The organism is Symploca atlantica LB2515 (assembly GCF_052546295.1).
This window is the reverse complement of sequence record NZ_JBQWMT010000001.1, coordinates 2,223,592-2,238,770: the sequence shown is the minus strand read 5'-3', so window position 1 is coordinate 2,238,770 and position 15,179 is coordinate 2,223,592. Positions and strand designations below refer to the sequence as shown.

Sequence of the window (15,179 nt, the reverse complement as noted above, 5' to 3'; positions counted from 1 at the left end):
AGAATGGACAAAAATGCCTTCTGGTCAAACACATGATCGCATTACGCTGTGGAGTTTACCAGTAGTAATGGGCTTAACCCTAGTGCTGACAAGGAGTAGTGACCTCACGTTGCTGGTATCGGGAGGGTTTCTGTTTAGTGGTTTGATGTTGAGTCCTGACCTGGATCTTTATTCGCGGCCTTTCAAGCGGTGGGGTTGGTTGCGCTGGATTTGGATTCCTTACCAAAAGGGAATGCGCCACCGCTCAATGCTATCTCACGGGCCAATTATTGGTACAACTTTACGGATAGTTTATCTTGCTAGCTGGATAGTTGGCTTAGGGGTGCTGGGGTTAGTTATTATTGATTTATTCCGGGATGTGTCTTGGAGTTGGCAACAGGTTACTACTGAAGTGATCGCCTTTGTTTTTAAGTATTGTTGGCAGCTCGTTGGTCTGTTTGCAGGTTTGGAAATGGGGGCAATGACTCATTCTCTATCTGACTGGACTAATTCTGCCTATAAACGCTGGCAAAGAGCAAGGCAAAAGTCAAAGGGATTGTTAAGTAACAGCAAGAGCTCATCTTCTAAGCCTCGGACTAGGAAACCCACTACTAAAACTCAAAGGCAAAAGAGCAAAAAGAAAAAGAGCTTTCTGATTGGCAGAAAACGCAAATCGCGCTAACAATAGTTGAGTGGTTTATCGGTTTGTCTCGATGTCCCTTTCCCAGGAACTACCCTCAGAGAAGCCCTCCTCTGCTACTCTAGAAGCTCTACAAAAACTGATTGATGTCGTTGCTCGGTTGCGATCGCCTGATGGTGGTTGTCCTTGGGATTTAGCTCAAACCCCCCAAACGCTAATTCCTTATGTGATTGAAGAGGCCTATGAGGTGGTAGAGGCAATTGGCTCTGGAGAAACAGATGCGATCGCAGAAGAATTGGGAGACTTACTGTTGCAGGTGGTACTGCAAGCTCAGATTGCTACAGAAGAGGCTCAGTTTACTCTAACAGAAGTTGCTCAAGGTATTACTGAAAAGCTGATTAGGCGTCATCCTCATGTTTTTGGAGATGTCACAGTTACGGGTGTCGAGGAGGTTCGCCAGAACTGGGAGCAAATTAAGGCTGCTGAAAAAGGAGAAACGGTGGCACAAGCTCAGTTACTGAGCGCTAAACTAAGTCGCTATGCTAGAACTTTACCCCCTTTAATGGCAGGGATGAAGATTTCTCAGAAGGCTGCTACGGCTGGTTTTGAATGGGAGAATGTGGCAGGTTTCTGGGCTAAGTTTCAGGAAGAATTAGCCGAATTCCAAGAAGCAATTGAGTACAAAGATAAAACTGAGCAGCAGGCAGAATTGGGAGATGTATTGTTTACTCTGATTCATCTCGCCCGCTGGTACGACCTCGACCCAACAGCGGCTTTACAGGAAACCAACCGGAAATTTATTAAGCGTTTATCAAAAATAGAGGCAGTTGTAGACCGCCCTCTCTCAGATTACACCTTGGATGAGTTGGAAGCTCTCTGGCAGCAAGCTAAAGTCCAACTGGCACAAGAGAGTTGATGTCTCCGGTATTTTTATTCAGGGAAAGTAAAATTTGTCAAGCCAGTGAATGACAGTTTGACAGGGGGTCTGACCCTCCACCTCCCCCCCCCTTAAGGGAGACTCATATTATAAATAAGTGAGTTATATACTGCCCAATGCCACAAGTTCGTCTTATACCAGGTGCTATCTCCGAGTTATTTGCTCAGGCCAGTTACTCCGGTAAGCTGACGCTTGCTGATCGATACGGTCTGATGGCGGCAATGTTAGAGGATTCAATTACTCAAGAAGAAAGAGACTCAATTGATCGGTTGATCCACGCTCTATGCCGAGGGCGAATGAAAGTGGTAGATGAACTTTCGGCGATTGGCTGTTCTTGAGTAATGAGTTTTAGTGATTTTACCTAGAGGTGGTCAAGGCTATTTAAGATATTTGCCACCAATACGGACAGTTAATGCTATAGTTATATCTTCTCTTGATCATCAGGGTTAACTAAGGTGAGTCAACCTCACCTAATACAAAAAAAGAGTGTGTTCTGCAGAAAGCCTTACGGGTGCTTGTCTAATAGCTAGTTGCCTGGAGTAGATATTTCGCTGAACTATTAAGAGCAATCGTGTTCAAGTGTGTCCAACCGGTTGCAGCTGCACTTATGCAGCCTAAATCAGCTTGCGCGACTATTGGTTCAAAGAAACCGCGTAGGCTGGTTTTATGTGAGCGATAGACCTTTTGTTTGTACCTCAGACCAGGTTAGCTCGCTTTCAACATAAGTTTTAGCTAGGTTGATGAGCAAAGGAAGATAGTCATTTCCTTCGAGCTTAGTCATCATGGTGTGAGGGATATTTAATTCTCGATCAAAGCAGTAATACCAAGATTGCGCTCGATATTTGAGTATCGCGGCAAACAAGTTTTGTTGTTCTTGAAGATTTGTAGCGCGATCGCTTTCGCTAGCAATAATTAATGTGGGAGTTGCGGGAGTGTTTTGGGCACGGTTGAGAATCTCGTTTCCCATATCGAGAAAAACTTCTAAGGCAGGAATCGCAAAACCCTCATAACCAAAGCTCCCTGGGTTATCTTTGTTAAGCCACTCGTAGTAGAAGGGCAGGATTTGCACTAGCCAATCTACGATAAGGTTAGTGCTACTTAAGTAGGGAGCAAATAGTAAGGTTTTTTCAATTTGTTCTTGCTGTTTTAGAGCTAACCAAGCCGCTATAGTTCCCCCACTGGAGTAACCCCCCAGAATTAGTTGTTTCCCCAAAGATGCGGCTTGTGTCAACCAATGTTGCGCGAACCGTTGATATAGTTTAGGGCTAGTTGGCAGAGGGGGAGGATTATCGCCGTTCCAATTTCCAGCAACCCCATGGCCAGGTAGCAGTGGTACTAAGACATTGTAGCCTTCCTGAAAAAAAGCCTCTCCGAGTGGTTCAAATTGGTAAGAACCAGCAGTAAATCCGTGAAAGAAGAGGAAAACCTTTGGGGTGGGATGAGGGTGGAAATAAAATTTAGAGCGACACTTATCATTCAGTATAGGTAAAGAGTCCTCAAAAGCTCTAGTTTGCTCAATAATGGCGGTTGTAGTAGTGGAGTAATCAGCCATGTGTAGCTTAACTAATGGGTGCTTGAGAGTGGATAAGTTTGGTATTTAGTGTGGGCTTGAAAATTGCTGATGGAAAATCGAGCTTCATAGACCATAATCTGGCTGATACTCTCAATTTTCCATTTGCTCTTGGCGAAGAACCCCGGTGTCACTTCAAGGGTTATAGAAGTTAACCGATGATTACAGGAATCTCTGTGGCTTGACCATTCTCCTGGCTTTTCTGTTCTACTGTTGAAGTGTCTTCTGCCAGAATTGGCATCTTGGAACCGAGATCAAAGCGATAACCGTGGGGCAAAATATGAAGCTTGACTCCACAGAGTGCCAAGTCCTCATCTCTCAAAATTTGGGATAGATTGCTGTAGGTAATGTCAGCCATATCAACGACAGTAACTGCACCTTCGCCAACAACTTCCAATTCGTTATCCCTTACTATCGCTGCTGTATTTTCGTCAATGCCAAATCCTAAAGTAACAGGCTGCTGCGCGATGGCTGAGAGCAAACGTCCGATGCGTCCACGTTCGGCGAAGTGCTGATCAATAACCACTCCTGGTAAGAAACCCATACCAGGTTCCATTTTAACAATTTCTACCCGTGGATTTGTCTGAGAGTCTCCTTCCACAATCATCATATCTGGCATCATCGCTGCACCGGCACTGGTTCCGGCGATGACGATTCCCTCAGATAGGCGTTTGTGAAGCAGTCTATCAATCTCAGTATCCTTCAAAATACTGGTAATGCGAGCTTGGTCTCCTCCGGTAAAGAACACCCCTGTTGCCTTCCTAATCGCTTCTAATGCTCTCGGGGCATTGGCATCTTCCCGATAAAGAGTATCAATGATTTGGATTTCTTCAACTCCCAGTCTCTCAAATACTCTGATGTAGTCATCGCCTACTTCCCTCGGCATTTCTGTTGCCACCGTCATCACAACGATTTGTGCCTTGAGGCCACCAGCACGGCGAATGAACTCTCGCAAGATCTTGCAATCGCCTTCTTTGTCTTCTGCCCCACCAATAATCACTAACTGCCCGTCGCTCTCACTCAAAGCCATATGAGCCTCGTTTTTTAGGTAGACAGTATCAACAGTAAATGAGTAAGAGTAAACGCTCAAACTATCTTTTGGTAGATTTTTATACAGAAATTTTTACTTTCTTGTGTTGTCCTTAGCTTGATTACAAAATAAAACATTCTATTTCCGGTAGATACCCGAATACTAAATCAAATTTATTTAGTATTAGTGGGCAATAGGGATTCAGCAAAGAAATCGGGTATCTAGGTTTTCTGTTTCGTAGTTATCAGTGATGCAAAAAAGACCGTCTATGTTGAAGGTCTAATTAGGAGCGTCTCTTGGATTTAGCGTCGGATACCAGCTATTCACGGTGGTTTCTTCTTGCTATTTCCTAACTAGATCTGCCACACATAATCAACTTGCTCAAAATGAAGCGAGCCCGTTCTAGGGGATAATGCCTAGGTTTGCCGTCGCAAACAATTTGGTACTCATCGCTGTACTCACCGTCGCCGTAGCCAGAAATTAGTTTCCGATGAAAAGCTTGTTCGGCTAGTCTTTCTACTTCATCCCTGAGAGATTCCTTATTAAGAGATTCTTGTGTACTGTTCATCTCCTGCTGTCTCCTGCGAGCTTTATTTCAATTTTTAAAATACACCAATTTCTCTGTCATCTCCCCAAAGCGACAGTTTTTTTTACAGAAATTATCTCTAGTCGAATGGTACTAACTAAAACTGAAGCAGCAAATAGTCGTTTGTCGTTAAAAACTCTACCTAGGGGGTGGTTCTCTCCCCTCATCCCCCCCCACCCCCAGCAGAGGAATTACTCTGTTCGGCTGAAATTAATTCTCTGCAATAAGTGCTATCTATCTATGGTCAATAGATAGCTAACTGGGGATATTGACTCATTTATTTTGCCCCTCTCATGGAAGCAAATTTTTCAGAAAAAATGAGTAAAAACACGATAAAGAACGGAACAATTAACTCCTTTTCCCTGATTTCCGTAGTCCCTAGTTAATTTAATCTCAAAGATGTCTCGGGATAGAGGAAAATACAGCAGCAATTAGATTAACCTTGATTGGGGTAGAGATTGTTTGGGTAATTAGTCCAAACGGAGGGAATCAATGTTAATAGAGCAAAATGCTGATGTGTTTCGCATCAATGCTCGCAAGAGTGATGCTTTTGATATTTTTAATCTCAAGTATTACGAGGGCGCTAACCCCTATCTGGAAACAACAGCACTAGTCTTCGATTTTGCCCTGACTGGGTATCTGGAACCTCTGCCACTTCAAGATTACCTCTCGGTTATTAGCAAAAAGTATCCCCAGCTGCGTGATCAGACTTATGACTCTTACGCCCATTTGTTTGCTCAGACAGTGTCGGAAGTGGGCAAACTTGATATGGGACTGCACCTTGCGGGCTGGAACCTGAAGCCGCAAGAAGACCATGCCAAAATTAGCATACAAGCTCTCCATGCTCGCACTCAAAGAGCGGTTGTTTATGCTGTTTGGGACTGGTTTGAAGCCATCAATCAAGATAATGATTTTCCTGTTGAGGAGCAAATTAGAGCGCTGCAAACCCTATTCCGGCGCTCCGTATACGGAGGGCCAACTATCTATGCTTTGTTAAGAAAAGCTCACGAAAAAGCTATTCCTGCCTTTTATCTATGGGACGAAGGGCTGATGCAATATGGATATGGCAGAAAACAGGTTCGCGGTTCAGCGACAACATTTGACAGCGACAGCCATTTAGATTCAGACTTTACCACTCGCAAGGATGACTGTAAGGCTTTCTTAGGTAACTTAGGTTTCCCTATACCTAGAGGGAGTATTGTCAGTTCTCTAGAGGCAGCCTGGAGTACAGCAGACGAAATTGGCTATCCAGTAGCAGTTAAGCCGGTGGTTGGCCATAAGGGAATTGGGGTAACGGCTGCTGTGCAAGACGCCGAAGAACTCGAATTTGCTTATAATCGGGCATTAGAAGCGATTATCGAGGGTCAAGCAGTCGAGATCATTGTTGAGAAGAGTATTAAAGGCTCAGACTTTCGTTTACTTTGCGTTAACGGTAGATTTGTTGCCGCTACAGAACGCCGTCCCGCATCTGTTATTGGTGACGGACAATCTGCAATTGAAGAATTGATTGAGCGCGAGAATCTAACGCCAGCACGCCTGGACACTCCCACTTCACCACTAGGCAAAATCCTGACGGATGAGTCAATGCTAATGTACCTGACAGAACAAGGCTTATCGTTAGATAGTGTGCTAGAGAAAGACCGTCTTGTCTATCTGCGTAAAGTTGCTAACCTTTCTTCTGGAGGCTTAAGTATAGACGCCACCAGCACAGTCCATCCTGAAAATATTATTCTGGCACAAGACGTTGCCCAACACTTACGGCTTACCTGCCTAGGTATTGATGTAATTGCACCAACTCTGTCAAAATCGTGGAAAGATAGCGAATTTGCTATTTTAGAAATTAATGCTGCTCCCGGCATTTCTATGCATTTGCGACCTGCCGTTGGAGAAAGTATTGATGTCCCCTCGCGTATCCTCGAAACTTTTTACGAGCGAGGTACAGATTCCAGAATACCGATTCTCACTTTCAATCGGATTTCTATCTCAGAACTCCAAGAAACCATTGACCACATTCTTCTGCAACACCCCCATTGGGTAATTGGGGCAGTTTGCCGCGATGCAGTTTTTGTCAATCGAGCTGAAAAAATTCTCAATAAGAGTTACAACAACAACGTCCAAAATTTGCTGCGCAATCCCAAGCTTAACTTGTTAATTGCCGAGTATCGGGCTGATGTCTTGGAATACGAAGGAATGTTCTACCAGGGTAGTAACATGGTGGTTTTGGATAATCCCACAGAGACAGAGATGATTCTGGCGCAGTATGTCTTCGACGACTCAACAGTAGTTGTCAGAGAAGGAAATCAAATTTCAATTAGACGCAAGGGGTTAATGGAACACTACACTTTGGGTGCTGTTGAACCATTTACGCGAGTCTACCTCAAGGAAATTGGGACAATTGTCTAAACCACGGTGGGGGCACAAACAGGAAGTGCCCCGACGAACTTACCCTATGGTTTCTTGTAAAGCTGCAATAACTTGATCATGAATACTGCCATTGCTGACAATGACGCCTTGGTTATCGGCTAGCTTGGCACCCAAAGAAAAGTTGAGGGGTTTACCGTACATATCCGTGACACGGCCACCAGCTTCCTCAACCACAATCGTCCCCGCTGCATGATCCCAAATTTTCTCTCGGTAGTCAGGAGATTTCGGGGAAGGTAGGCGTAGGTAGAGAGCAGCTTGACCAGATGCAACTGCACCATACTTAGCTTGAGAATCCATCCGTAGTGAATCGGCGGTAATCCCTACCGCCTTGGCTACTGCATCCTGGCGTGAATGGTCACCGTGACCAGATTCTACGCTTTCTACAAACCGCAGATTTGCTAGATCGTCGGCAGCAGCAACTCGAATCGGTCGGGGTGTCCCTCCGGCCAAGGGAAGCATAATTGCTCCTTGACCACGTACTGCAACAAATAAGACACCGCGCTCACCGTTGGGTTGATCTAAGGCTAAGGGCAATGCTGGACAGGCGAGAACACCCAGTTTGACCTCACCCTTTTCTACCAACGCCAAAGCCACTGCATATTGGTCTTGACGGAGAAACCCTTTAGTGCCGTCAATGGGGTCTAGTGTCCAATAGCGAGGTGCAATTTCACTATTACCTCGGTTAATCCAGCTAAGTACTGCTTCAGGGTTGGCTTCACCAGTTAAAGCTTGCACATAGTTAGTTACTTGCTGCAATTGGGCAGCCATCGATGGTTCACGCAAAGCCGCAGCATCTTCTTCGCCCACCACTGGGTCATCAGGAAACGCAGCAGCCAGTGCTCGGCAAATCACTGCTTGAGAGCCAAAATCTGCTACGGTTACAGGACTTTTATCACTCTTTTCAATGGCTTCAGGTACTCTCTCCTGACGGACTTTTTCGCACAGTTTCGCTGCTGTCAATGCCGCCTCAATGGCAACCTGTCTCTCTTTCTCATAAGACATCGTGGATGATTATCTCCTTAGTAGTTAATTTAAATTCCCAGAGGAGCAGTCGGCATTTACACCCTGTACAGCTTCCAAGTTAACTGGCAGGAAAAAGATCTGCCAAGGCAATCACTAGATAAAAACTCCCTGTCATTAGAATTTTCTTCTTTTTCGTAGGCAAAAGATGGCTTTGAGCGATCAGGAACAGAAGACTATAGCTGCTGCACGAATCAAAATATCACTGGCTTTTCTTTTAGTAATTCCCAAATATAGATGGCATTGCGTGTCGTTCTGAGGTCGCGATAGGCAGTTGCGGCAACCCCGCCTGTAATGTAGTAGGGAATACTTAGTATTTCAAAAATTCAGTTTAGCAGTGTGGCAATTTACCTGCAGTCAAACCTCCACATTGATGCGTCACTCGTGGCATTTAATACAGGTAACCACTTGCGGTCTAATACTCATTGGGCAAATTGTTCTGCGTATCTTTCACCGTCAAGCAGGCAATTATTAACCAGGAAAGGAGTTATGCAAACACAGGGGATATCGGGGTACAAACTGTGCTTGCGTAACTTCTAAGAGTGATTGGCGCATTTTAAACGGATGCTGGGTCTGAATTGATTCCCCACTCTTGATTCAGAAAATGCTTGTACATATTTTCCTTGTGCATCGCTAGCTTATAAAACTCAAGCAAAAACTCTCTTGCTTGTTCACCGGACATACGCTCTACTTGGTCGGTAAAGGCTCTCAGTTGAAACTCTTGCTCTAAAGACAATTTGGCTGGCTGATTCATAATTAGTTTCTCCGTTGCTATCAACGGCTCTTATTTAGTTTACGTAAATTTCTATAAACAAATGTAACAATTATTTACAAGATCTTCAATACGTCTTTTGGTGTAGTCTCCGATTTTTAAGGTGGGGCATCCCGCACATGGGCTGATTCTGTCACCTTATCCCTCAAAATAAAACCAGTCCCCTTTTTAAGAACTAGCCAGTGTCCATGGATTTGAGTCTGTGCATGATTGTCAAGAACGAGGAAATGTCTCTGTCTGATGTTTTGAGTAGCGTCAGGGATATTGTGGACGAGATGGTAATCCTAGACACTGGTTCCACAGATCGCACGGTTGAGATTGCTAAAGAATTCGGTGCTCGGGTTGAGTACTTCAAGTGGTGCAATGATTTCTCTGCCGCCCGTAATCAAGCGCTTAAATATGTACAGGGTGAGTGGATCCTAGTTCTGGATGCAGATGAAGTGCTCACACCAGAGGTTGTACCAGAAATCAAGCAGGCAATCCAGCAGGAAAGTTACTTGGTGATTAATTTAGTACGTCAGGAAGTGGGTGCTGCTCAATCACCTTACTCCCTTGTTTCTCGCTTATTCCGCCATCACCCAGAGGTTAAATTTTCTCGCCCCTATCATGCCATGGTGGATGACAGCGTTGCTCAGTTGTTACGGAAGGAACCTCATTGGCAGATAATTTCTTTACCTACAGTGGCAATTAAGCACTACGGCTATCAGCCAGAAGCGATCGCAGCATTGGATAAACACACTAGAGCACGGCAAGCCATGGAAGGATTTCTGGCTAACCATCCCAACGACTCTTATGTGTGCAGCAAGTTAGGAGCACTTTATATTGCCATTAATCAGTTGGAGCAAGGAATTGAACTACTAGAGCGAGGCTTAAGAGCTACTGAGATAGATGTGAATGTGTTATTTGAGTTGCATTACCATTTGGGTAATGCTTATACGAACAAGCGCCATCTTAAGTTAGCAGTAGTGCATTATCAAACGGCAATTAAACAGCCCATTTTACCGCAGCTCAAAATTGGCGCTTATAACAATTTGGGTAATTTGCTGTTGAGTATTGGGGACTTCAATAACGCTAAAGCTTTCTATGAAACAACCTTGAAACTTGACCCAAGCTTTGCTGCTGGCCACAATAACCTAGGGATGTGCTTGAAAGCACTAGGACAGCTTAAGGAGGCAATTTGTTGCTACCAGCAGGCAATTGGGTTTAATCCCGACTATGCTGATGCCTATCAGAACTTGGGGGTGGTTTTGCTCAAACTTGGCAAAGTACCAGAAAGTTTATCAACTTTTAGCAAAGCGATCGCTCTTCACGAACTGCATAATCCCCAAGAAGCCCAGCGCCTTCGCCAGGGACTGCAAGAGATGGGTTTTCCCCTTTAAATTAGCAAGTATTACCTCAATAACCAGGGGGCGTAGCATTTGTCCGGAAAACTCAAAGGCTTATCCCCTAAGCTATCTGCACTAATGTTACGCCCCCACGACAAAACCGCTTGCGGATTCGTTTAGACTCTTGCTGGCTCTAGAACCTGTACCATTCGCTGGAACAAGTAACCTGTGCCACGCGCTGTAATAATAAACTCTGGCTGTTTGGGATCTTCTTCAATTTTGGCTCGCAAGCGAGAGACGTGAACGTCAACAACTCGCAAATCACCATCACATCTGGATTCATAACCCCAGATTGCTTTCAAAATCTCAGCACGAGAAACTGCTGCTCCTGAGTGACTAACTAATAGTTGCAACAAGTCGAATTCTATACCGGTTAATCGAACAAGTTCCTCTCCTAAACGAACTCGGCGCTTGTTGGGGTCTATACAAAGTACACCAACTTGAACCACTTGAGAATTGAGGAGATTAGAGGAGTGGTTTTTTTGGAGCCGACGCAGAATGGAATTAATACGGGCTTCTAATTCTTTGGGTGAAAAGGGCTTGACCAGATAGTCATCTGCTCCCATTTGTAGCCCTGTGATCCGGTCAGCAACATCTCCCAAGGCAGTTAACATAATTATCGGTACATCGGATTCTTTGCGTAATTCTTTGCATACATAGTAGCCGTCATACTTAGGCATCATCACGTCTAAGACAACAAGATCCGGTGCTTCTTTCCAGAAAACCTCTAGCGCCTGTTCGCCATCAGGGGCAGTGACGACGTTGTAACCAACCATGGAAAGGCGAGTTTTCAGGATACGACGGAGGGCGGCCTCATCGTCTACCACCAGGATTTTTGACCTGTGGTTCTCCACGTTTCTTAATACTCCTTACGGAATTGCTGAAAATTAATTATCCATCCGCTTTAGTCCCCTCATTTCGGTAGACTCTAGTGGCTGAGTCAGATCGAGCGTCTGGCAAAAATTAGTGTGTTTTAACAGTACACCAGAGTTCAGCCTCAATGAGCGGTTCTCTTACTGAGTGAAAAAAGCCAGACAGCTTTGCTATTTATTAACTGCATCCACAGCCATTAAATTGAGATGCGTCTCTATACACTAATGTTATCACTATGATTACATTAGTTTTCAATTTTTTATTTTTTAGCGCCGTCTTTGGTAGCCAAATTCAATGATTATGTGTTTTTTGTGAAAAATAATTTACATAGATCGGAGTGCTTGCTTGAACTTTAGTTAATTAATAGTCAAATATTGATAAGCTTTGAAGCCTGACTGTTATGATATATACTGTTATGATCTATTTTTAATCTAGTAAATAGCGGTTATTGGACTTATGGTATGGCCAATCCATTCATTGGAGTCAGGATTTCTCCAGAGCTGAATGAGGCCATTGCAGCTAGGATGAAACAAACTGGTCAGTCTAAGTCTGATGTTGTGATCGCAGCACTCAAGAGCTATTTAGGTATCTCCTCATCTCATGAAAGGTTAGAAGCGATTGAGCAGCGTCTGTCAGCTCTAGAAGAAATAACAGGACTTACTCAGAGCTTACCAGAAGGACATCCCCGAATTGAGTGTTCGCCGAGAAAAGAGCATCAAAATAAAACCAGGCTAATTCCTAAGCACACTAACGGTGTCCAAGCAAAAAACTCTTCAAATAACGAATAAAAAAATCTCCCACTTTTGCTCTTAAGCTAAGTGGGAGATTTCGATTAACTATTTAGTCCTCCAGATCTTCGGCATCGTCGTCTTCTTCATAAGCACCATCATCGGCTCCCATCAGTTCCGATATTTCTTCATCGGCATCAACGAGACTGCGGTCTTCTGCAGAATCACGTGCCAAGAGGCGGCCACGATTTTCTAACCAATCCAAAAGTGATGTCTCTTGCTGGAGGGGAATTACCTGAGCTAGTTGATCGCGAGGCTCCGAACGTAAAGCAGGATTATCCATAGTAATATCCAGGTTGTAGTTTGGTAAGCAAGAAAGAAGGATCAGTTAAGTATTCTAGAGAACGCCTGTTTAAATGGCTAGAGGAAAGCTAACCTACATAACCCTGGAGCGTCAACAAACTAGTTAAATCCAGGTTAACACCTCCCGCTTTCCCTACAAATAAAGATAGACCTGGGGAATAAAGATAGAGTTGGGTAAATAGGCTTGATTGAGATCTTAGCAGTGGTACAACCAAAGTCGAGCATTCGGCAGAAGATATTAACAAAGGTGAGTTTTAAATGAGTAGCAAGGCAGAATTACTCGAAGCGATCGCTGGCAAGAATCGTGGTCTCTTAGCAACGGAAACCGATAAAATAGCAATTCTGGCGGTAGTTGCTCGACTGGAAGACCGTAACCCTACTCCTCGACCTATTGAAGCTGGTAGCCTGCTAGAAGGTAACTGGCGTCTGCTTTATACGACGAGTCGAGGAATTTTGGGGCTTGACCGAGTTCCACTAGTCAAGCTGGGTTCAGTTTATCAATGTATTCGCACCAAAGATCAGAAAGTATACAACATTGCCCAGTTCTCTAGTCTGCCCTTTCTTGAAAGCATAGTCAGCGTTCGGGCTAAATTTGAGCCAGTATCGGGACGTCGAGTTGATGTTCAGTTTGATCGGTCTATCGCTGGTTTGCAAAGCTTAATCGGCTATAAATCCCCCAGTAATTTTATCGAGCAAATTGAGGCTGGCAAAAAGTTTTTCGGGCTTGATTTTGAGATTAAGAGTGGTAATCAGCAGGGCTGGCTAGACATAACTTATCTTGACGACAATTTACGCATTAGCCGAGGTAACGAAGGAAGCGTGTTTGTACTTACAAAACCATGAAATCTCCAGAAGATGCCTCACCCTTGATTCCTTTATCCCAAGGCCAGCTAAACCTACTAGAAACCTGTCCCCGTAAGTTTCAACATATCTACTTAGATCAGCTAGGGACACCTGTCTCCTATGAGCAACAAGAACGTCTTACTTGGGGTAGCCGCTTTCACCTACTGATGCAGCAAAGAGAACTGGGATTGCCTGTAAGATCCCTGGTTGAGGGTGATGCTCTCCTGCAACGTTGGGTCAAGGCTTTAGTAGATGCAGCCCCCGAAATTTTGACGCCTGATTTTACCGCCTTTCGCTCGGCGGAACATTGCCGCACTCTCCATTGTCAAGGTTATTTACTTAGTGTTGTTTACGACTTGTTGATAGAAGACGAAAGATCTGCTCAAATTCTGGATTGGAAAACCTACCCAAAACCCAAAAACCGTAAGTGGTTAGCCAAAGACTGGCAAACACGTCTGTATCTTTATGTTTTAGGGGAAACCAGTAATTATTTACCAGAACAAATTTCCATGAGTTATTGGTTTGTCAAGTCAGAACCACGCCCTCAAAGCTTTAAGTTTGTCTATGACGAACTACAACACCAGAAAACGGCAGAAGATTTGACAAAGCTATTGACCCAGTTGACTAGGTGGTGGCAAGATTACCAAGAAAAGGGTATTTCTTTTCCTCAAGTGTTGGTCTCTGCTGAGCGATGTAGTGACTGTTCCTTTGCTATTCGTTGTCAACGGACACCAGAAAGTGCAGTAAGTAGTGATCAGGACTTGCTGTTAAATTTAGGTGATGTTCAAGAAGTGCCACTTTAAATGAGTATTTGTTGGAGCTTTAATTTCTTAATGTCGTAAGAAATTAGAGGACAATTCAGCTATAAATTTGAGCAGAGATGAAGAGATTTTAAAGATTCCAATAATTTTCTGGTTTCTGTCGGAAAAACCCGTCTTCGAGCTTTACTGGTTTTTAATAAAAACGTTACAAGATGGTAAGAATTGACTGGCTACTGATTACTACCAGATAATGGGCTTTTCCTTTAAAGTGGCGCTATTTAATATTCACTGAATAAATTCTTTATTAAACTAAATAAATTCGGGACGTGAATCCGGATAGCAGTTAATTTTCTTGTATGTATTAGCATCAGGCTACGAGAATAGACCTCTGACCAAAGTCAGATCTAGTAAAGAATATAGTGCTTGCTCTCTGCTATTGTGGTAGTGCCGCGCCACTAATACAGGAATGGGTGTTCCAAACAAGATAAATACTTTTTTGGCAAAGAGATTCCGGTCTACCCATCTTTACTAATTGGTGGTCTAGGGCTCTTCCCTTCAAACAACGGGTGAAATTTGAGGGTAATCACTGCAAGTTAGTGTTACTAAATAAACCACCAAGAGAGTTACTGCTTTAAGGTGTAAATTCTGCATGACTATTTGGGGTCAAGCATAACCACATTCTACTTATTGCCCAGCAATTTAAGTAGGAGTACAAGCTATACCATGATCAAAACTAATATTTGGATTGTTTTTATTCTGTATGTAGTTTATGCCATAATTAGTCCTCCACTTTTTCTGTTGACTTCGGGTGGCTGGGTGGCTTTTTTTTTCTTCTTGGCAATCGGAGGTATTTACTATATTTCTAGTTCTGTTTTGTTGTTTATGACGGCAACTTTACGTACTAGTAAGAGGCGAACAAAGGTGACAATTAACGGAAAATTTCTGCGGATATTTATGGGACTCCAAGCCTTTGTGGTTTTGTTTAACTATGATACTTGTGGTGAAACTATCTGCTACCAGGGTTTTTTGCCAACTCTCTTAGAAGAAGCTAGTATACCTGTATTTTTTGCCCCCCCGTTTGTCGTGGTATTGCTGGCTTTAATTTTGTATTTGCTATTCTTATCATTTTTCTTACTAGATATACGCTCTAGAGCGTGATCAGTAAAAGCAGTCGGGAGTGAGGTATCAGGAAAAAGATATGCCTCACTCTTGAAATAGGAATTTAACTAATGCGGGTAAAGAAAATAGCCGCAAGGATAATCAGACCT

At 43.7% G+C, this 15,179-nt stretch carries 16 protein-coding genes; 9 read left to right on the top strand and 7 right to left on the bottom strand.

What is annotated here, in order from left to right:
• Window positions 1-13: 13 nt before the first annotated feature.
• From ACT7WV_RS09390 to ACT7WV_RS09380, 3 genes are all read left to right on the top strand, one after another.
• Entirely contained in the window at window positions 14-661 is a 648-nt protein-coding gene (locus tag ACT7WV_RS09390; protein WP_445102654.1) for a metal-binding protein, read from the top strand.
• A 31-nt stretch (window positions 662-692) separates the two neighbouring features.
• Entirely contained in the window at window positions 693-1,535 is an 843-nt protein-coding gene (mazG, locus tag ACT7WV_RS09385; RefSeq protein ID WP_445102653.1) for a nucleoside triphosphate pyrophosphohydrolase, read from the top strand.
• Between the two features lie 137 nt (window positions 1,536-1,672).
• A complete protein-coding gene (locus ACT7WV_RS09380; protein WP_445102652.1) occupies window positions 1,673-1,894 on the top strand; it encodes a hypothetical protein in 222 nt (73 codons plus the stop codon).
• 326 nt (window positions 1,895-2,220) lie between these two features.
• Here the strand turns inward: ACT7WV_RS09380 and ACT7WV_RS09375 are convergent, their stop codons facing one another.
• The 3 genes from ACT7WV_RS09375 to ACT7WV_RS09365 all read right to left on the bottom strand — a co-directional run bounded on the left by ACT7WV_RS09375 (window position 2,221) and on the right by ACT7WV_RS09365 (window position 4,724).
• Entirely contained in the window at window positions 2,221-3,108 is an 888-nt protein-coding gene (locus ACT7WV_RS09375; protein WP_445102651.1) for an alpha/beta hydrolase, read from the bottom strand.
• Between the two features lie 169 nt (window positions 3,109-3,277).
• Window positions 3,278-4,156 carry a cyanophycinase gene (locus ACT7WV_RS09370; protein ID WP_445102650.1) on the bottom strand — a complete coding sequence of 293 codons (879 nt, stop codon included), beginning with the start codon at window positions 4,154-4,156 and terminating at the stop codon, window positions 3,278-3,280.
• A gap of 349 nt (window positions 4,157-4,505) precedes the next feature.
• Window positions 4,506-4,724, bottom strand: a complete 219-nt coding sequence (locus ACT7WV_RS09365; protein ID WP_445102649.1) for a hypothetical protein — start codon at window positions 4,722-4,724, stop codon at window positions 4,506-4,508.
• Window positions 4,725-5,234: 510 nt separating this feature from the next.
• On the opposite strand from ACT7WV_RS09365, the gene ACT7WV_RS09360 reads away from it, so the two are divergent.
• Complete coding sequence (locus ACT7WV_RS09360) at window positions 5,235-7,145, top strand: ATP-binding protein (RefSeq protein WP_445102648.1); 1,911 nt, start codon at window positions 5,235-5,237, stop codon at window positions 7,143-7,145.
• Window positions 7,146-7,184: 39 nt separating this feature from the next.
• Here ACT7WV_RS09360 and ACT7WV_RS09355 read toward each other — a convergent pair whose 3' ends face one another.
• Together ACT7WV_RS09355 and ACT7WV_RS09350 are read right to left on the bottom strand one after the other, a co-directional pair.
• Window positions 7,185-8,168, bottom strand: a complete 984-nt coding sequence (locus ACT7WV_RS09355; protein WP_445102647.1) for a 3'(2'),5'-bisphosphate nucleotidase — start codon at window positions 8,166-8,168, stop codon at window positions 7,185-7,187.
• 574 nt (window positions 8,169-8,742) lie between these two features.
• A complete protein-coding gene (locus tag ACT7WV_RS09350; protein ID WP_445102646.1) occupies window positions 8,743-8,940 on the bottom strand; it encodes an NblA/ycf18 family protein in 198 nt (65 codons plus the stop codon).
• A gap of 224 nt (window positions 8,941-9,164) precedes the next feature.
• On the opposite strand from ACT7WV_RS09350, the gene ACT7WV_RS09345 reads away from it, so the two are divergent.
• Window positions 9,165-10,337 carry a glycosyltransferase gene (locus ACT7WV_RS09345; protein WP_463424160.1) on the top strand — a complete coding sequence of 391 codons (1,173 nt, stop codon included), beginning with the start codon at window positions 9,165-9,167 and terminating at the stop codon, window positions 10,335-10,337.
• A gap of 122 nt (window positions 10,338-10,459) precedes the next feature.
• Here ACT7WV_RS09345 and rpaB read toward each other — a convergent pair whose 3' ends face one another.
• Window positions 10,460-11,197, bottom strand: coding sequence for a response regulator transcription factor RpaB (rpaB, locus tag ACT7WV_RS09340; RefSeq protein WP_445102644.1), 738 nt, complete (start codon window positions 11,195-11,197; stop codon window positions 10,460-10,462).
• A gap of 543 nt (window positions 11,198-11,740) precedes the next feature.
• Between rpaB and ACT7WV_RS09335 the strand changes: the two genes are divergently transcribed.
• Window positions 11,741-12,004 carry a hypothetical protein gene (locus tag ACT7WV_RS09335; RefSeq protein WP_445102643.1) on the top strand — a complete coding sequence of 88 codons (264 nt, stop codon included), beginning with the start codon at window positions 11,741-11,743 and terminating at the stop codon, window positions 12,002-12,004.
• Window positions 12,005-12,056: 52 nt separating this feature from the next.
• On the opposite strand, the gene ACT7WV_RS09330 is transcribed toward ACT7WV_RS09335, so the two are convergent.
• The gene (locus ACT7WV_RS09330) at window positions 12,057-12,287 is read right to left on the bottom strand and encodes a DUF3134 domain-containing protein (protein ID WP_445102642.1); all 231 of its coding nucleotides are present in this window, start codon (window positions 12,285-12,287) and stop codon (window positions 12,057-12,059) included.
• 278 nt (window positions 12,288-12,565) lie between these two features.
• Here ACT7WV_RS09330 and ACT7WV_RS09325 point away from each other — a divergent pair, with 278 nt between their 5' ends.
• The 3 genes from ACT7WV_RS09325 (at window position 12,566) to ACT7WV_RS09315 (ending at window position 15,069) form a co-directional block, all read left to right on the top strand.
• Window positions 12,566-13,150, top strand: coding sequence for a PAP/fibrillin family protein (locus ACT7WV_RS09325; RefSeq protein ID WP_445102641.1), 585 nt, complete (start codon window positions 12,566-12,568; stop codon window positions 13,148-13,150).
• Window positions 13,147-13,953: a PD-(D/E)XK nuclease family protein gene (locus tag ACT7WV_RS09320; protein WP_445102640.1), complete on the top strand. Its 807-nt coding sequence runs from the start codon at window positions 13,147-13,149 to the stop codon at window positions 13,951-13,953. The genes ACT7WV_RS09325 and ACT7WV_RS09320 overlap by 4 nt, the downstream gene beginning before the upstream one ends.
• A gap of 681 nt (window positions 13,954-14,634) precedes the next feature.
• Window positions 14,635-15,069 carry a hypothetical protein gene (locus ACT7WV_RS09315; protein WP_445102639.1) on the top strand — a complete coding sequence of 145 codons (435 nt, stop codon included), beginning with the start codon at window positions 14,635-14,637 and terminating at the stop codon, window positions 15,067-15,069.
• Window positions 15,070-15,179 lie beyond the last annotated feature (110 nt).

Excerpts from the sequence above, each read along its gene's own strand:
- ACT7WV_RS09390 (WP_445102654.1), top strand. The coding sequence starts at position 14 with ATGCCTTCTGGTCAAACACATGATCGCATTACGCTGTGGAGTTTACCA.
- mazG (WP_445102653.1), top strand. The coding sequence starts at position 693 with ATGTCCCTTTCCCAGGAACTACCCTCAGAGAAGCCCTCCTCTGCTACT.
- ACT7WV_RS09380 (WP_445102652.1), top strand. The coding sequence starts at position 1,673 with ATGCCACAAGTTCGTCTTATACCAGGTGCTATCTCCGAGTTATTTGCT.
- ACT7WV_RS09375 (WP_445102651.1), bottom strand. The coding sequence starts at position 3,108 with ATGGCTGATTACTCCACTACTACAACCGCCATTATTGAGCAAACTAGA.
- ACT7WV_RS09370 (WP_445102650.1), bottom strand. The coding sequence starts at position 4,156 with ATGGCTTTGAGTGAGAGCGACGGGCAGTTAGTGATTATTGGTGGGGCA.
- ACT7WV_RS09365 (WP_445102649.1), bottom strand. The coding sequence starts at position 4,724 with ATGAACAGTACACAAGAATCTCTTAATAAGGAATCTCTCAGGGATGAA.
- ACT7WV_RS09360 (WP_445102648.1), top strand. The coding sequence starts at position 5,235 with ATGTTAATAGAGCAAAATGCTGATGTGTTTCGCATCAATGCTCGCAAG.
- ACT7WV_RS09355 (WP_445102647.1), bottom strand. The coding sequence starts at position 8,168 with ATGTCTTATGAGAAAGAGAGACAGGTTGCCATTGAGGCGGCATTGACA.
- ACT7WV_RS09350 (WP_445102646.1), bottom strand. The coding sequence starts at position 8,940 with ATGAATCAGCCAGCCAAATTGTCTTTAGAGCAAGAGTTTCAACTGAGA.
- ACT7WV_RS09345 (WP_463424160.1), top strand. The coding sequence starts at position 9,165 with ATGATTGTCAAGAACGAGGAAATGTCTCTGTCTGATGTTTTGAGTAGC.
- ACT7WV_RS09335 (WP_445102643.1), top strand. The coding sequence starts at position 11,741 with ATGAAACAAACTGGTCAGTCTAAGTCTGATGTTGTGATCGCAGCACTC.
- ACT7WV_RS09330 (WP_445102642.1), bottom strand. The coding sequence starts at position 12,287 with ATGGATAATCCTGCTTTACGTTCGGAGCCTCGCGATCAACTAGCTCAG.
- ACT7WV_RS09325 (WP_445102641.1), top strand. The coding sequence starts at position 12,566 with ATGAGTAGCAAGGCAGAATTACTCGAAGCGATCGCTGGCAAGAATCGT.
- ACT7WV_RS09320 (WP_445102640.1), top strand. The coding sequence starts at position 13,147 with ATGAAATCTCCAGAAGATGCCTCACCCTTGATTCCTTTATCCCAAGGC.
- ACT7WV_RS09315 (WP_445102639.1), top strand. The coding sequence starts at position 14,635 with ATGATCAAAACTAATATTTGGATTGTTTTTATTCTGTATGTAGTTTAT.